At 74.1% G+C, this 15,248-nt stretch carries 11 protein-coding genes; 9 read left to right on the top strand and 2 right to left on the bottom strand.

The window, feature by feature from the left end; translation table 11 throughout:
• The first annotated feature begins 37 nt into the window (after window positions 1-37).
• From ACSNOD_RS03900 to ACSNOD_RS03870, 7 genes are all read left to right on the top strand, one after another.
• Window positions 38-1,564 carry a gamma-aminobutyraldehyde dehydrogenase gene (locus tag ACSNOD_RS03900; RefSeq protein WP_436765296.1) on the top strand — a complete coding sequence of 509 codons (1,527 nt, stop codon included), beginning with the start codon at window positions 38-40 and terminating at the stop codon, window positions 1,562-1,564.
• A 196-nt stretch (window positions 1,565-1,760) separates the two neighbouring features.
• On the top strand, window positions 1,761-3,005 hold the full coding sequence (locus ACSNOD_RS03895; protein ID WP_436765295.1) for a polyamine ABC transporter substrate-binding protein: 1,245 nt from the start codon (window positions 1,761-1,763) through the stop codon (window positions 3,003-3,005).
• A 42-nt stretch (window positions 3,006-3,047) separates the two neighbouring features.
• Complete coding sequence (locus ACSNOD_RS03890) at window positions 3,048-4,196, top strand: ABC transporter ATP-binding protein (protein WP_436765294.1); 1,149 nt, start codon at window positions 3,048-3,050, stop codon at window positions 4,194-4,196.
• Complete coding sequence (locus tag ACSNOD_RS03885) at window positions 4,193-5,191, top strand: ABC transporter permease subunit (protein WP_436765293.1); 999 nt, start codon at window positions 4,193-4,195, stop codon at window positions 5,189-5,191. Before ACSNOD_RS03890 ends, ACSNOD_RS03885 begins: the two co-directional genes overlap by 4 nt.
• The gene (locus ACSNOD_RS03880; RefSeq protein WP_436765292.1) at window positions 5,191-6,000 is read left to right on the top strand and encodes an ABC transporter permease; all 810 of its coding nucleotides are present in this window, start codon (window positions 5,191-5,193) and stop codon (window positions 5,998-6,000) included. Before ACSNOD_RS03885 ends, ACSNOD_RS03880 begins: the two co-directional genes overlap by 1 nt.
• Window positions 6,001-6,004: 4 nt before the next feature.
• Window positions 6,005-7,414, top strand: a complete 1,410-nt coding sequence (locus ACSNOD_RS03875) for an NAD(P)/FAD-dependent oxidoreductase (RefSeq protein WP_436765291.1) — start codon at window positions 6,005-6,007, stop codon at window positions 7,412-7,414.
• 114 nt (window positions 7,415-7,528) lie between these two features.
• Window positions 7,529-7,984, top strand: a complete 456-nt coding sequence (locus ACSNOD_RS03870) for a hypothetical protein (protein ID WP_436765290.1) — start codon at window positions 7,529-7,531, stop codon at window positions 7,982-7,984.
• Here ACSNOD_RS03870 and ACSNOD_RS03865 read toward each other — a convergent pair.
• Entirely contained in the window at window positions 7,914-8,993 is a 1,080-nt protein-coding gene (locus ACSNOD_RS03865) for a phosphatase PAP2 family protein (protein WP_436765289.1), read from the bottom strand. The two genes, ACSNOD_RS03870 and ACSNOD_RS03865, sit on opposite strands and share 71 nt — an antisense overlap.
• A gap of 352 nt (window positions 8,994-9,345) precedes the next feature.
• Window positions 9,346-10,710, bottom strand: coding sequence for a 4-aminobutyrate--2-oxoglutarate transaminase (gene gabT / locus ACSNOD_RS03860; RefSeq protein ID WP_436765288.1), 1,365 nt, complete (start codon window positions 10,708-10,710; stop codon window positions 9,346-9,348).
• A 407-nt stretch (window positions 10,711-11,117) separates the two neighbouring features.
• Here gabT and ACSNOD_RS03855 point away from each other — a divergent pair, with 407 nt between their 5' ends.
• Together ACSNOD_RS03855 and ACSNOD_RS03850 are read left to right on the top strand one after the other, a co-directional pair.
• On the top strand, window positions 11,118-13,406 hold the full coding sequence (locus tag ACSNOD_RS03855; RefSeq protein ID WP_436765287.1) for an ATP-binding protein: 2,289 nt from the start codon (window positions 11,118-11,120) through the stop codon (window positions 13,404-13,406).
• 138 nt (window positions 13,407-13,544) lie between these two features.
• Window positions 13,545-15,236: a PucR family transcriptional regulator gene (locus ACSNOD_RS03850; RefSeq protein WP_436765286.1), complete on the top strand. Its 1,692-nt coding sequence runs from the start codon at window positions 13,545-13,547 to the stop codon at window positions 15,234-15,236.
• The last annotated feature ends 12 nt before the right edge of the window (window positions 15,237-15,248 follow it).

The following is a 15,248-nucleotide window of genomic DNA, read 5'->3' as shown; positions in this document are numbered from 1 at the left end:
CCCGCCCGCGCGGGTGACTTCGGCCGAGGAGAGCGTCATGCGCAATCGCTTCCGGACGGCAGACCGCTTCGCGGACGGCGCCCAGTACATCGCCGGCCGTCCGCGCCGCGGTGGCTCGGGCACCGAGCAGGCGGTCGTCGACCCCGCCACGGGCGAGCGGGTGTACGGCTACGAGCTGGCGAGCACCGCCGATGTCGACGCCGCCGTGGAGGCGGCGGCGCGGGCCTTCCCCGTGTGGTCCTCCGCCACGCCAGGTGAGCGCTCCGACGCCCTGCACCGCTTCGCCGCCGTCCTCGCCGGGCAGGCCGAGGAACTGGCCGCCGCCGAGACGGCGCAGTGCGGCAAGCCGATCAAGCTGTCGACGGAGTTCGACGTGCCCGGCACCCTCGACAACACCTCCTTCTTCGCCGGCGCCGCCCGCCATCTGGAGGGCCGGGCCGCGGGGGAGTACAGCGCCGACCACACCTCGTACGTCCGCCGGGAGCCGATCGGCGTCATCGGCTCCATCGCCCCCTGGAACTACCCGCTCCAGATGGCCGCCTGGAAAATCCTTCCTGCCGTCGCCGCGGGCAACACGATCGTGCTCAAGCCCTCCGAACTCACCCCGCTCACCTCGCTGATGTTCGCCCGCGCGGCGACCGAGGCGGGCCTTCCCGACGGCGTCGTCAACATCGTCAGCGGCGCCGGGAAGGACGTGGGCGAACACCTGGTCGGCCACCCCGGGGTCGCCATGACCTCCTTCACCGGGTCCACCGCCGTCGGCAAGCGGGTCGCCGAGATCGCCACCCGCACCGTCAAGCGGCTCCACCTCGAACTCGGCGGCAAGGCGCCCTTCGTCGTCTTCGACGACGCCGACCTGGAGGCCGCCGTCCACGGGGCCGTCGCCGCCGCGCTCATCAACAGCGGACAGGACTGCACCGCGGCCACCCGCGCCTATGTGCAGCGCCCCCTGTACGACGCCTTCGTCTCCGGCGTCGCCGACCTGATGGCCACCGTGCGGCTCGGCGACCCGTTCGACCCGGCCACCGACCTCGGCCCGCTCATCTCCCTCGCCCAGCGCGACCGCGTGGCCGGCTTCGTGGAGCGCGCCCGCGGCCACGCCAGAGTCGTCACCGGCGGCGAGGCGCCCTCCGCGGCCCGGGACGGCGACCTCGCCCGCGGCGCGTACTACCGCCCCACCCTGATCACGGACGCACCCCAGCACAGCGAGATCGTCCAGGCGGAGATCTTCGGCCCGGTCCTGGTCGTGCTGCCGTTCGACGGCGACGACGAGGGCCTCGCCCTCGCCAACGACACCCCCTACGGGCTCGCCGCCTCCGCTTGGACCCGCGACCTCTACCGGGCCGGCCGGGCCACCCGCGAGCTGCGGGCCGGCTGCGTCTGGATCAACGACCACGTGCCGATCATCAGTGAGATGCCGCACGGCGGGCACCGCGCCTCCGGCTACGGCAAGGACATGTCCGCGTACTCCTTCGACGAGTACACGCAGATCAAGCACGTGATGTACGACAACACCGCGGTGGCTCGGAAGGACTGGCACCGCACCGTCTTCGGGGACCGCTGATCGCTGACCGCGGGCCGTGGGTCCCCGACCCCTGACCCTGACCCCTGACCGCGGGGGCCGTTCACCGGCCGCCTCCCCCCCCACCGGCCGGCCCCCACGGGCGCGGCCCCGCACGTACCGAGACCGGCGGAGCCACCCGACCGCCACCGGCCACCCCCGGCCGGCCGCCGGCCGACACCCTCGAAAGGGCGCAGAAATGGAGCACTACGAGCCCGACCGCCTGTCCCCGCCGCTGGCCGCCGCCATCCGCCGCAGCCTCACCGGCGGCCGCGGCGCCCTGAGCCGGCGGGCCCTGCTGCGGGCCACCGGCGGCGGCGCGCTGGCGCTGGGCGGGCTCGGGGCGCTGAGCGCCTGTGGCATCCCGCCCGCCGCCCGCAAGGACGGCGGCGCGGCCGAGGACCGCTCCGGCGAGGAGAAGCAGGTCGCCTTCTCCAACTGGACGGAGTACATGGACGTCGGCGACGACCAGCGCACCCGGCCCACGCTGGACGAGTTCACCCGCCGCACCGGCATCGCCGTGAAGTACACCGAGGACATCAACGACAACGTCGAGTTCTTCGGCAAGATCAAGCCGCAGCTCGCGGCCGGTCAGGACCCCGGCCGCGACCTGATCGTCGTCACCGACTGGCTCGCCGGCCGGATGATCCGCCTCGGCTGGGCGCAGAAGCTCGACGCGGCCCGGCTGCCGCACGCCTACGCCAACCTCGCCCAGCCCTTCCGCAGCCCCGACTGGGACCCCGGGCGCGCCCACTCCTACCCCTGGGTCGCGATCCCCACCGTCATCGCCTACAACGAGAAGGCCACCGGCGGCCGCGCGGTCACCTCCGTCGCCCAGCTCCTCGACGACCCCGCGCTCACCGGCCGGGTCGGGCTGCTCTCCGAGATGCGCGACACGGTCGGGATGACCCTGCTGGACATGGGCAAGCGCCCGGAGAACTTCACGGCCGACGACTACGACGCGGCCGTCGCCCGCGTCCAGAAGGCCGTCGACCGCAAGCAGATCCGCCGCTTCACCGGCAACGACTACATCAACGACCTCAGCAAGGGCGACATCGCCGCTTGTCTCGCCTGGGCCGGCGACCTCCTCCAGCTCCAGGCCGACAACCCCGCGGTCAAGTACGCCGTCCCGGAGGCCGGCTACATCACCGCCACCGACAACCTGCTGATCCCCAACCGGGCCCGGCACAAGGCGAACGCCGAACGGCTCATCGACTACTACTACGAGCCGGCGGTCGCCGCGAAGGTCGCCGCCTACATCAACTACGTCTGCCCGGTGGAGGGCGTGCGCCCCGAACTGGCGAAGATCGACCAGGCGCTGGCCGACAACCCGCTGGTCGTCCCCGACGCGGCGATGACCGCGAAGTCGCACGAATTCCGCAGCCTCACCCCCGACGAGGAAACGGCGTTCGAAGAGAAGTTCGCCAAGCTCATCGGCGCCTGACGACCGGCCGCCCGACCCACGACACCCCCGGGACCGCACCCCATGACCACCACCACCCAGCACAGCGGCGGCGATGTCCGCCTCACCGGGCTCAGCAAGCGGTACGGCGCCTTCACCGCCGTCCACCCCCTCGACCTCACCGTGCCGGCCGGCTCGTTCTTCGCCCTGCTCGGCGCCTCCGGCTGCGGCAAGACCACCACCCTGCGCATGATCGCCGGCCTGGAGGAGCCCACCGGCGGCACCGTCGCGCTCGGCGACCGGGACGTGACCGCCCTGCCCCCGTACAAGCGGCCGGTCAACACGGTGTTCCAGAGCTACGCCCTCTTCCCGCACCTCGACATCTACGAGAACGTCGCCTTCGGGCTGCGCCGGCGCGGCATCTCCTCGGTGCGCAAGCAGGTCGGTGAGATGCTCGACCTCGTCCAGCTCGGCGACTACGCGCGGCGCCGGCCGCACCAGCTCTCCGGCGGCCAGCAGCAGCGGGTCGCCGTCGCCCGCGCCCTGATCAACCACCCCCAGGTGCTGCTCCTCGACGAGCCGCTCGGCGCCCTCGACCTCAAGCTCCGCCGCCAGATGCAGCTGGAGCTCAAACGCATCCAGACCGAGGTCGGCATCACCTTCATCCACGTCACCCACGACCAGGAGGAGGCCATGACCATGGCCGACACGGTCGCGGTGATGAACGGCGGCCGGGTCGAACAGCTCGGCGCGCCCGCCGACCTCTACGAGAACCCCGGCACCACCTTCGTCGCCAACTTCCTGGGCACCTCCAACCTCATCGAGGCCGAGATCGCCGGGACGGCCGGGGACGACCTCCTGCTCAAGGCCGGCGAGACGCTGCTCAGGCTCCCGGTGGCGCGCTGCTCGGCGCCCACCCGCACGGGCGGCCGGGTGCTCGCCGGCGTCCGCCCCGAGAAGCTCTCCCTCACCCACGCCGACGAGGCGGCTGCCATCGCCGAGGGGCGCAACCGGATCGGCGGCCGGATCGTCGACGCCGGCTTCACCGGCGTCTCCACCCAGTACCTCGTCGACTGCCCCGGCGCCGGCCAGGTCGCCGTCTACGAGCAGAACATCGAGCGGGACGGCCGCCTCGTCCCCGGCGCGGAGGTCGCCCTGCACTGGAACCCCGCCCACACCTTCGGCCTCGACGCCGCGCAGGACATCGACGCGGGAACGGAGGAGGACACATGAGCGAGGAGCCGCGCCCCACCGAGGGGCCCGTGACCCGTACGCCGTCGGCCGGTCCCGCCCCGACCCGTACACCCCCGGCCGGGCACGCTCAGAACGGTGCCCCCGAGGCGTCCCCCGCGACCGTACGGCGCCCGCGCCGCCGCCTCGCTCCGTACTGGCTGCTGCTGCCCGGCATCGTCTGGCTGCTGGTCTTCTTCGCCGCGCCCATGGTCTACCAGGCGTCCACCTCGGTGCAGACCGGCTCGCTCGAAGAGGGCTTCACCGTCACCTGGCACTTCGCCACCTACTGGGACGCCCTCACCGAGTACTACCCGCAGTTCCTGCGCTCCGTGCTCTACGCCGCCGGCGCCACCGGGCTCTGCCTGCTGATCGGCTACCCCCTGGCCTACACCATCGCCTTCCGGGCGGGCCGCTGGCGCAACCTGTTCCTGGTGCTGGTGATCGCGCCGTTCTTCACCAGCTTCCTCATCCGCACCCTCGCCTGGAAGACGATCCTCGCCGACGGCGGGCCCGTCGTCGGCGTGCTCAACACGCTCCACCTGACCGATGTGACGGCATGGCTCGGCCTCACCGAGGGCGACCGGGTGCTGGCCACCCCGCTCGCGGTGATCTGCGGCCTCACCTACAACTTCCTCCCCTTCATGATCCTGCCCCTCTACACCTCGCTGGAGCGGATCGACGCCCGGCTGCACGAGGCCGCCGGCGACCTGTACGCCAGGCCCTTCACCACCTTCCGCACCGTGACGTTCCCGCTGTCCATGCCCGGTGTCGTCGCCGGCACCCTGCTCACCTTCATCCCCGCCACCGGCGACTACATCAACGCGGAACTGCTCGGCTCCACCGAGGAGAAGATGGTCGGCAACGTCATCCAGTCGCAGTTCCTGAGGGTGCTCGACTACCCCACGGCCGCCGCGCTCTCCTTCCTCCTCATGGCGGCGATCCTGGCGATGGTCACCGTCTACATCCGCCGGTCCGGGACGGAGGAGATCGTCTGATGGCCATGACACCGCCCGCCCCCCTGCGCTGGCTGCGCCGCAATCTGGTGGTGCTCGCCGGCCTGGCGACGCTCTGCTACCTCGTCCTGCCGAACGTCATCGTCCTGGTGTTCTCGTTCAACAAGCCCAACGGCCGGTTCAACTACGAGTGGCAGCGCTTCTCCACCGACGCCTGGACCGACCCCTGCGGCGTCGCGGACCTGTGCGGATCGCTCTCCCTGAGCCTGTGGATCGCCCTCTACGCCACCCTCGGGGCCACCGTCCTCGGCACGATGATCGCCTTTGCGCTGGCCCGCTACCGCTTCCGCGGCCGCGGCGCCGTCAACACCCTCATCTTCCTGCCGATGGCCATGCCCGAGGTGGTCATGGCCGCCTCCCTCGGCACGCTCTTCCTCAACATGCGCATCGAGTTCGGCTTCTGGACGATCCTCATCGCCCACATCATGTTCTGCCTGAGCTTCGTGGTCACCGCGGTCAAGGCGCGCGTGATGAGCATGGACCCCCGGCTCGAACAGGCCGCCCAGGACCTCTACGCCGGCCCCGTGCAGACCTTCCTGCGCGTCACCCTGCCGATCGCCGCGCCCGGCATCGTCGCCGGCGCGCTGCTCGCCTTCGCCCTGTCGTTCGACGACTTCGTCATCACCAACTTCAACGCGGGCTCCACCGTCACATTCCCCATGTTCGTCTGGGGCTCGGCCCAGCGCGGAACCCCCGTACAGATCAACGTCATCGGCACGGCCATGTTCGCCATCGCCGTGCTCTGCGTACTCATCGGCCAACTGGCCGGAAGCCGCCGCAAGAGGAGTTGAGATCATGGCCTCGGTCGCCATGAACCCTGCGCAATCACTCGCCGACGCACAGCCGGTCCCGTACTGGCTCGACGACCCCGAACGGCCCCGCCCCCGACCCGCCCTCGTCGGCGAGGAGCACTGCGACCTCCTCGTCGTCGGCGGCGGCTACAGCGGACTGTGGACCGCGCTCAACGCCAAGGAGCGCGACCCGGACCGCGATGTGGTGCTCATCGAGGGCCAGGAGGTGGGCTGGGCCGCCTCCGGCCGCAACGGCGGCTTCTGCGCCGCCTCCCTCACCCACGGCTTCGGCAACGGCCTCGCCCGCTGGCCCGACGAGGCCGCCACCCTCACCGACCTCGGCAAGCGCAACCTCGACGGCATCGAGTCCGCCATCGCCCGCCACGGCATCGACTGCGACTTCGAACGCACCGGCGAGATCGAACTCGCCACCGAGCCGCACCAGGTCGACGAACTCCGCGAGACCGCCGAGGAGGCCGGGCGGCTCGGCCTGGACCTCACCTACCTCGACCGCGACGCGGTGCGGGCCGAGGTCCACTCGCCCACCTTCCTGGCCGGGCTCTGGGACCGCACGGGCGTCGCCATGCTCAACCCGGCCCGGCTGGTGTGGGGGCTCAAGCGGGCCTGCCTGGAGCGCGGCGTCCGGATCTACGAACACACCCGCGCCGCCTCCCTCTCCGGGCGCGGCCCCGGGATGGCGGTCCGCACCCCCTACGGCCGGGTGCACGCCCGTCAGGTCGCCCTCGGCACCAACGCCTTCCCCTCGCTGGTCCGCCGGGTGCGCGCCTATGTCGTCCCCGTCTACGACTACGTCCTGACCACCGAGCCGCTCACCGAGGAGCAGCTGGCCTCCATCGGCTGGCGCGGACGCCAGGGCCTGAGCGACAGCGCCAACCACTTCCACTACTTCCGGCTCACGTCCGACAACCGCGTCCTGTGGGGCGGCTACGACGTGATCTACCACTACGGCAGCCGGATCGCCCAGGACTTCCACCAGCGGCCGGAGACCTTCGTCAAGCTCGCCGCCCACTTCTTCCGCTGCTTCCCGCAGCTGGAGGGCGTGCGCTTCAGCCACACCTGGGGCGGGGTCATCGACACCTGCTCGCGCTTCTCGCCCTTCTTCGGCACCGCCTACGGGGGCCGCGTCGCGTACGCGGTCGGCTACACCGGTCTCGGCGTCGGCGCGAGCCGGTTCGGCGCGGACGTGATGCTCGATCTGCTCGCCGGCGAGCGCACCGAACGCACGGAGACGGAGATGGTGCGGACCAAGCCGCTGCCATTCCCGCCGGAGCCGGTGCGCTGGGCGGGCATCGGGCTCACCCAGTGGTCCCTGTCGCGCTCCGACGCGCACGGCGGGCGGCGCAACCTGTGGCTGAAGGCGATGGACCGGGTCGGGCTGGGCTTCGACAGCTGAGGGTTTTTCCGCAGCTGAGGGCTTTTCGGCGAAGTCGCGTAAGCGGCGGCGCGCGGCCCCCTCTCCCTCGGTGACGCACCTCGAGCGCACAGCGGGACGACAGGAGGGGTCGGCATGCACGGCACGGGGGCACACAGCGCGGTGGACTGGCTCGTATCGGCGGCACCCGACCCCCGGGCCTGCCGGCGGGAGTGGGAGCGCGCCCCGCTGGGGGTGACGCTGCTGCCCGCCGGCCGGCTCTGGGACGTCCTCGTCGTGCCCGGCCCCCTCGGCCGGGCCACGCTCGGCGTGCTCGCGCGCTGCGTGGCGCGCCCGGGGCCGGTGCTCGCCGACTTCGGCGACGCCCGGACGGGGTTCTTCGTGCCGGCGGGCACCTCGACGCGCTGGGTCGGCACGGGCGTACGGGCCGCCGGCCGGGGCAGTTGGATCGCCGTGCCGCACCCGGGCCGGGTCACGAGCGGGGTCCGCTGGCTCGTCGTCCCCGACGGCAGCGGGGCCCTCACCGACCCGGCGCTCCTGGAGCTGTCGATGCACGAGGCCGCGGCCCGGCTCGCCCGGGGCGACGGCTGACCGCCACGGAGACCCGGGCGACGGCCAGGACGAGCGGCACGCACAGCAGCCAGCTGCCCAGGACGTCCAGCGGCCAGTGGTAGCCGCGCCGGACCAGACCGGCCGCCACGGCGAGGTTGAGCAGGACGGCGGCGGTGGCCGGGAGCCACCGTGAGCGCCTCGGCGCCTGGTGCCGGGCCTGTGGTCGTGCCTGTTGCCGGGCCTCGCGATGGGCCTCTCGCTGGGCCTCTCGACGGGCCGGCGGTGGGCCGCTCCTCGCGTGCTGTCGCCGTGCCGCCGCCCCGGCGACCAGTACGGCGGCGGTGCCATAGGCGACGACCGCCGTCGCGGTGTGACCGGAGGGGTAGTAGCCGGAGTAGCCGATCAGGGGACCGCTCGGACCCGGCCGGGCCAGCGCGTGCTTCAGCGGCACCACCAGCGCCGCGGCGGCGCCCATCGCCAGCCAGGCGGACAGCGGCGGCAGCCAGGTCCCGGCCGACCGGGCACGGGCCCCCGCGCGGCGCGCCCGCCACACGGCGTACCCGGTGGCCGCCGCCAGAACGCCCGCGGCCACGGGCAGGTTGCCGAGGTCGGCGCAGAGTTCGGCCACGGCGGACGGGGACTTCGGCCGGCCCAGCGCCCGGCCGATCCGCTCGTCCAGCGACCACAGCGGCCCATGGGTGCCCACCTGCCAGGTGACCAGGGCGAAGAGCAGCGCGCACAGGGCGATGACCGCCCAGGTGGCCGCGGCGGAGTGCGGTCGCGGGCGCGTCTGCCGCGAGGGCGGGCGGCGGAGGAGCGACCGGAGGAATGACGGCCTCCGCGGAACAAGGGGGGAGGTTCCGGGGAGGCCGTCCCGCTCGGCGCACCGCGCGCCCCGGGGGGTGTGGGGCGGGCGGCCGTCCGACCGGTGAGGAGTTCCGGAGCCGCTGGCTCCAGTGGTGTGCGCGAGGGCACGGCCGTGCCGGGGCTGGGTGCGCGCCGGCTCGGAGCCGTTCGCGACCTGCCGCGAACGGGGTGTTTCTCTCATCTGCAGAAACCGTACGGCAGGGGGCGAGCCCGGGATGGCCGGATCACGCCACCCCCATGTCCCCCGCACAGATTCTTCACGTCGCGCGATCACGACCGTATGGTCGCGCAGGGAGACGCCGCGGCGCCGGTTGGAACGCGTACGGGGGCGGGGGCGCTGTCGCGCCGGTTGGAACGCGTACGCGGGGCGGGGACGCCGCCGCACCGGCCGGAACGCGCGGAGGGCACCGGCGTCCGTACTGTCGCGCGGACGCCGATGCCCTCCGTACTGCGTGAGGTCGCCCCCGTACTGCGTGAGGCCGCTCCGTACTGCCTGACGCGGCCCCGTACCGCGTGGGGCGGGGCCGCCTCGGTCAGATGCGGGCGAACGCGCCCTCGATGATGTCGAGGCCCTCGTTCAGCAGGTCCTCGCCGATGACCAGCGGCGGCAGGAAGCGCAGCACGTTGCCGTAGGTGCCACAGGTGAGGACCAGCAGGCCCTCGGCGTGGCAGGCCTTGGCCAGCGCGCCGGCGGCCTCCGGGTTCGGGTCCTTCGAACCCGGCTTCACCAGCTCGATCGCGATCATGGCGCCACGGCCGCGGATGTCACCGATGCGGCAGGTCGCGTGGTCGGCGAGCTTCTCCTGCAGGGTGGTGAGGCGGCCCTTCATGACCTCCTCGATCCGCTTGGCCTTGCCGTTGAGGTCCAGCTCGCGCATGGTCTCGATGGCGCCGAGCGCACCGGCGCAGGCCACCGGGTTGCCGCCGTAGGTGCCGCCCAGGCCGCCCGGGTGGGCGGCGTCCATGATCTCGGCGCGGCCGGTGACGGCGGCGAGCGGCAGACCGCCCGCGATGCCCTTGGCGGTGGTGATCAGGTCCGGGACGATGCCCTCGTCCTCGCACGCGAACCACTGGCCGGTGCGGCAGAAGCCGGACTGGATCTCGTCGGCGACGAAGACGATGCCGTTGTCGTTGGCGAACTTCACCATCGCGGGCAGGAAGCCCTTGGCCGGCTCGATGAAGCCGCCCTCGCCCAGAACGGGCTCAATGATGATCGCGGCGACGTTCTCGGCGCCGATCTGCTTGTTGATCATGTCGATGGCCTGGGCGGACGCCTCGGCGCCACAGTTCTCCGGGCCGGTGGGCCAGCGGTAGCCGTACGCCACGGGCACGCGGTACACCTCGGGCGCGAACGGGCCGAAGCCGTGCTTGTACGGCATGTTCTTGGCCGTGAGCGCCATGGTGAGGTTGGTCCGGCCGTGGTAGCCGTGGTCGAACACCACGACGGCCTGGCGCTTGGTGTACGCACGCGCGATCTTGACGGCGTTCTCGACGGCCTCGGCGCCGGAGTTGAACAGCGCGGACTTCTTCGCGTGGTCGCCCGGGGTGAGCTTCGCGAGCTCCTCGCAGACCTCCACGTAACCCTCGTAGGGGGTCACCATGAAACAGGTGTGGGTGAAGTCGGCGAGCTGCGCGGACGCCCGGCGCACCACGGCCTCGGCGCTGGCACCGACGGAGGTCACGGCGATGCCGGAACCGAAGTCGATCAGGGAGTTGCCGTCCACGTCCTCGATCACGCCGCCGCCCGCGCGCGTGGTGAAGACCGGCAGCACGGACCCGACGCCACCGGCGACCGCCGCCAGCCGGCGCGCCTGCAGCTCCTGCGACTTCGGGCCGGGGATCGCGGTGACGACGCGGCGCTCCTGCGGGAGCGAGGCGCCTCCGGCGGTTGCGGTCATGGGGATCTCCTGTGGTCCGGGGATGAACGTGGCCCCGCACGGGGCCGTGGGCCGGGCCCCGCGCCGCCGGTTGCGGCCCGTGCGGGTCCTCTGCGTGCAGGCTAGGGCCGGGCGGGCAAGGCGGGCATGCGCCGTTCGGTAGGGGTGGGCGCGTCGCGTTGTCCGCGACGGAGGATTTCCTCCGTGCTTTCTCCCATGGTCCGCGCCCGGGGCCTTCCCGCGCGGCGGGGCGCCGCGGTACGCCGTGAGCGGGGGCTCGGGACTGCCGGGCGCGGGCCGGTGAAGCGGGACGCGAACGGGCGGGGCCGCCGGGGCGCGGGCCGGTGAAGTGGGCCGCCGCGACGGCTAGATTGGGCGGCGGAGCGACGTCACGGTGTACGGCGGTACGAGGGGGCGAGGGGCGGCAGATGGGCATCGAGGGCGGTCACGACGCACACGGCACGCGGGGGCGGGCCCTGCCGCCCATGCCGGCCGTCCCACCGGTACGGCTCCCGGACGCGCCGCCTGGTGCGGTGCCGCCTCCTGTCGTGCCGCCTCTTGCTGTGCCGCCTGGTGCGGCGCCTGGCGTGGTGCCGCCACCTCCGGCGCGGGCGCCGTACGGGTCGTACGCGCCGTACGGGCCGTCGGGGCACGCCGCGGCGGGTGCGGCGTCGGTGCCGGTGCCGGCCGCCGAGCGGTTCCTCGGCTGGCTGCGCACGCCCCGGGCGGCGGACGCCCCCCCGGGCATCTGGCGCTACGGGCACCGCCCCAAGCCCCCGCGGGAACCGGACGAGGTCTCCGGCCGCCGCCTGATCAGCGGCGCGGTGATCTCGTTCTTCTGCGGCTGGCTTCTGTGGTCCCTGCTGTACAACCGCTACCTCGGTGACTACTGGCTGTGGCCGCTGCACGTCCTGATGCCGGATGCCTGGATCGGCAGCGGCAGCATGTGGATCGTCACGGCCGGACTTCTGTACTACGCCGTGGTGATCGCCCTCCTGGCAGTCGTCTTCGGCCGCCTCGGCCGCTGGCCCGAGGTCTGGCGCCGCTATGTCCTCCCGCCCCTGCGCCGGCTGCGGGAGGACGGCGACCCGGCCACCGCGCAGGCGCCCCGGTCCGCCTCGCCCGAGGCGGACCCCGCCGCCTTCCCCGATGTGCGCGCGGGCGGCGCCCCGGACGCCGCCGAGCGGCTGGCCGCCGAGGCCCGGGCCGGGCGGATGAACGACGTGGACGCCGCCCGCATCGCCCGCGCCTGGCGCTCCGCCCGCACCCGGCCCGACCGGCTGGCCGACTTCACCGACACCGTGCTGCGCCACGGCGCCACCGCCTGGACGCACCCCTCCGGCGCGCGTGACCTCCCGGCGCCCCGGATCGCCCGCCACGACCTCCTCACGGGCCAGGTCCGCCTCGGCCTCACCGTGGAGGACGAGCGCAACCCCTATCGGCACCGCGGCGCCGGGTTCGCGCTCGACCCCGACCTGCTGGGCACCTCCCTGCTCGCCGTCGGCCCGCCCGCCAGCGGCAAGACGGCGCACCTCGTGCGGCCCGTACTGGAGTCGCTGTGCCTCCAGGCGCTGGCCGGGCAGGCCGCGGTCGTCGCCGTGGGCGCGGCCGGCACGCCGCTCGCCCCCGACGACGCCTTCGACGTCGTCCTGCGGATCGGCCGGCCCGACTCCGACCACGACCTCGATCTGTACGGCGGCACGACCGACCCCGACGAGGCCGCCGGCATCCTCGCCGAGGCGCTGATCGGCGACCTCGCCCTCACCCTGCCCGGCGGCGACGGCCGGCGGCGCGCCGCCACCGCCCTCGCCCAGCTCCTGGGCCCCTTCCGGGCCGCCCACGGCCGCTTCCCCGCCGTGCCCGAGCTGCGCGAGCTCCTCGACGGCTCCCCCGCCGCCCTCACCGCGCTCCGTACGGCCCTCGAAACCGCCGCCACCGGCCCGCACGCCCACCTCCGCGACCTGGAGGCCCGCGAGCGGCAGCTGGGCCGCGCCGGGGACATCGGGGCCGTGCTGGCCGAGCGTGTCGCGCTGCTCGACCGGCCGGCGTTCGCCGGGTTCTTCGACCCGGCGGGGGAGAGCCGCCAGTTCTCGCTGCGCGCCCTCGACCACCCGCTGCGGGTCCGCATCGACCTGCCGGAGCGCGGCCACGCCGAGGCGTCCCGGATGCTGGCGCGCCTGGTGCTCGCCCAGTTCGTCGAGTGCGCCTCCGCCCGTACGGACCACTCGCTCTTCGCCTGTCTGATCCTCGACGACGCCACGCACACCGTCACCCCCGAGGCGCTGCGCGGCCTCCAGCGGCTGCGCTCGGCCGGAGCGGGCGCCGTCCTCGCCCTGCGCACCCTGGACGACGTCCCCGAGGCGCTGCGCGGGGCGCTGCTGGGCGCCGTCGGCTGCCGGATGGCGTTCGCCGGGGTCACCCCCTGGGACGGCGCCCGGTTCGCCGAGGTGTGGGGCACCGAATGGGTGGAGGCGCGCGATGTCACCAGCCGGCCGGTGCTCGCCGACGAGCCGCTCACCCGCGTACTGCACTTCATTCGCGCCCTGGTGACCGGCAAGCCCGTGACCACGGAGTCGGTGACCGTACGGCAGGTGCAGCGCGAGCGCTGGTCCGCCTCCGAGCTCGCCAACGCCCTTCCGGCCGGGCACGCCGTGCTCTCGCTCCGTACGGTGCGAGGGGAGCACGCCCCGCCCCTTCTGGTGAACCTCCGCGGCTGAACCCGGGCCCGTTCCCGCCGGCCACGGGTCTGCCCCCGGCCTGCCCCCGGTCGGCCGGGGTGCCCCTCTTTCATCCGCTGAGGCAGAATTGGGCCAAGCCGTTCATACGGGACGGCGAAGTCGTCGCTGAAGGTCCGGATGCCGCCCACCCTCTCCTCGCTCGTCAACCACTCCGCGCTCAAGCTCGTCGTGCGCGCGGGGGAGGACCGCCTGGGGACCGAGGTGCGCTGGGCCCACACCAGCGAGCTCGCCGACCCGGTGCCCTATCTGGAGGGCGGCGAGCTCCTGCTCACCACCGCGATGAAGCTGGACACCGACGACCCGGAGGCGATGCGCCGGTACGTACGGCGGCTGGCGGGCGCCGGCGTCGTGGGTCTCGGCTTCGGCGTGGGCGTCAATCTGGACGCCGTTCCCGAGACGCTGGTCGCGGCCGCCCGCGAGGAGGGCCTGCCCCTGCTCGAGGTGCCCCGCAGGACCCCCTTCATCGCGATCAGCAAGGCGGTGTCCGCGGCCATCGCCGCCGACCAGTACCGGGCCGTCACCGCCGGCTTCGAGGCGCAGCGCGAGCTGACCCGCGCCGCGCTCGGCGCCGAGGGACCCGCGGCGCTGCTCGGCCGGCTCGCGGCGCACATCGACGGCTGGGCGGCGCTCTACGACGCCTCGGGCGCGGTCGTGGCCGCCGCCCCGGACTGGGCGGCCCGGCGCGCCGCCCGGCTGACCGCGGACGTCGAACGGCTGCGCGAGCGCCCCGCGCCGGCCAGCGCGGTCGTCGGCGGCGGGGACGGCGAGGACGGGGGCGACGACCGCGTCGAGCTCCAGTCCCTCGGCACGGGCCGCCGCGCCCGCGGCGTGCTGGCCGTCGGCACGGGCACCGCGCTGGGCACCGCCGAGCGGTACGCCGTGCACTCGGCGGTCGCGCTGCTCACCCTCACCACCGAACGGTCCCGGGCGCTGCACGCGGCAGAACTGCGGCTCGGCGCCGCCGTACTGCGGATGCTGCTCGCCGGGGAGCCCGACCACGCCCGCGCGGTGGCCGGCGGACTGTACGGCGGGCTGCTGGACGCGCCCTTCCGCATGGTGGTCGCCGAGCCGGCCGCGGTTCCCGCCCCCACCCCCGGGCCCGCCGCCGCCCCGGCCGGTGACACCGCCCCGGCGGCGGAGGGCGAGTCGGCCGGCGCGGACCAGGACCCGCTCGGCTCCTTCGCCGACGCCCTGGAGGCCGCGGCGGCCCGGGGCGGCGAAACGGTGCTCGTGGTGCCGGAGGGCGACCGCCTGACCGTCCTCGCCCCGGACGGGGGAGCGGTGGTCGCCGCCTGTGCCCAGTACGCCGAGGGGGTCGAGGCCCGGCGGGCCGGCGCGGCGCCCTCCCGCGACCAGGGCGCGGCGGCGGCCGCCGGCAGCGGCGATCTGGTGATCGGGCTGTCGGCCCCCACCGGGCCCATCGCCGCGTCCACCGCCCACCGCCAGGCCGAGCAGGCCCTCTCGGTGGCCCGCCGGCGCGGCCGGACCCTGGTCGAACACGAGCAGGTCGCGGCGGGCTCCGTACTGCCGCTGCTGGCCGACGACGCCGTACGGGCGTTCGCCGACGGCATGCTGCGGGCGCTGCGCGACCACGACGCCAGGGGGCGCGGCGACCTGGTGGCCTCGCTCCGGGCATGGCTGTCGCGGCACGGGCAGTGGGACGCGGCCGCGGCGGACCTCAAGGTGCACCGGCACACGCTGCGCTATCGCATGCGGCGGGTGGAGGAGATCCTCGGCCGCTCGCTGGACGACCCGGACGTCCGGATGGAGCTCTGGCTCGCCCTGAAGGCGACCGACGCCTCCCGCTGACCCGACGCCTCC

This window comes from Streptomyces sp. URMC 123 (assembly GCF_051386515.1).
In the GTDB taxonomy this organism is placed as follows: Bacteria; Actinomycetota; Actinomycetes; order Streptomycetales; family Streptomycetaceae; genus Streptomyces.
The sequence above is the reverse complement of the archived record's forward strand: the minus strand, read 5'-3'. Positions and strand labels throughout refer to the sequence as shown.

What these genes read in the sequence shown, in the direction of transcription:
- ACSNOD_RS03900 (WP_436765296.1), top strand. Translation starts at nt 38, where the DNA reads ATGCGCAATCGCTTCCGGACGGCAGACCGCTTCGCGGACGGCGCCCAG.
- ACSNOD_RS03895 (WP_436765295.1), top strand. Translation starts at nt 1,761, where the DNA reads ATGGAGCACTACGAGCCCGACCGCCTGTCCCCGCCGCTGGCCGCCGCC.
- ACSNOD_RS03890 (WP_436765294.1), top strand. Translation starts at nt 3,048, where the DNA reads ATGACCACCACCACCCAGCACAGCGGCGGCGATGTCCGCCTCACCGGG.
- ACSNOD_RS03885 (WP_436765293.1), top strand. Translation starts at nt 4,193, where the DNA reads ATGAGCGAGGAGCCGCGCCCCACCGAGGGGCCCGTGACCCGTACGCCG.
- ACSNOD_RS03880 (WP_436765292.1), top strand. Translation starts at nt 5,191, where the DNA reads ATGGCCATGACACCGCCCGCCCCCCTGCGCTGGCTGCGCCGCAATCTG.
- ACSNOD_RS03875 (WP_436765291.1), top strand. Translation starts at nt 6,005, where the DNA reads ATGGCCTCGGTCGCCATGAACCCTGCGCAATCACTCGCCGACGCACAG.
- ACSNOD_RS03870 (WP_436765290.1), top strand. Translation starts at nt 7,529, where the DNA reads ATGCACGGCACGGGGGCACACAGCGCGGTGGACTGGCTCGTATCGGCG.
- ACSNOD_RS03865 (WP_436765289.1), bottom strand. Translation starts at nt 8,993, where the DNA reads ATGAGAGAAACACCCCGTTCGCGGCAGGTCGCGAACGGCTCCGAGCCG.
- gabT (WP_436765288.1), bottom strand. Translation starts at nt 10,710, where the DNA reads ATGACCGCAACCGCCGGAGGCGCCTCGCTCCCGCAGGAGCGCCGCGTC.
- ACSNOD_RS03855 (WP_436765287.1), top strand. Translation starts at nt 11,118, where the DNA reads ATGGGCATCGAGGGCGGTCACGACGCACACGGCACGCGGGGGCGGGCC.
- ACSNOD_RS03850 (WP_436765286.1), top strand. Translation starts at nt 13,545, where the DNA reads ATGCCGCCCACCCTCTCCTCGCTCGTCAACCACTCCGCGCTCAAGCTC.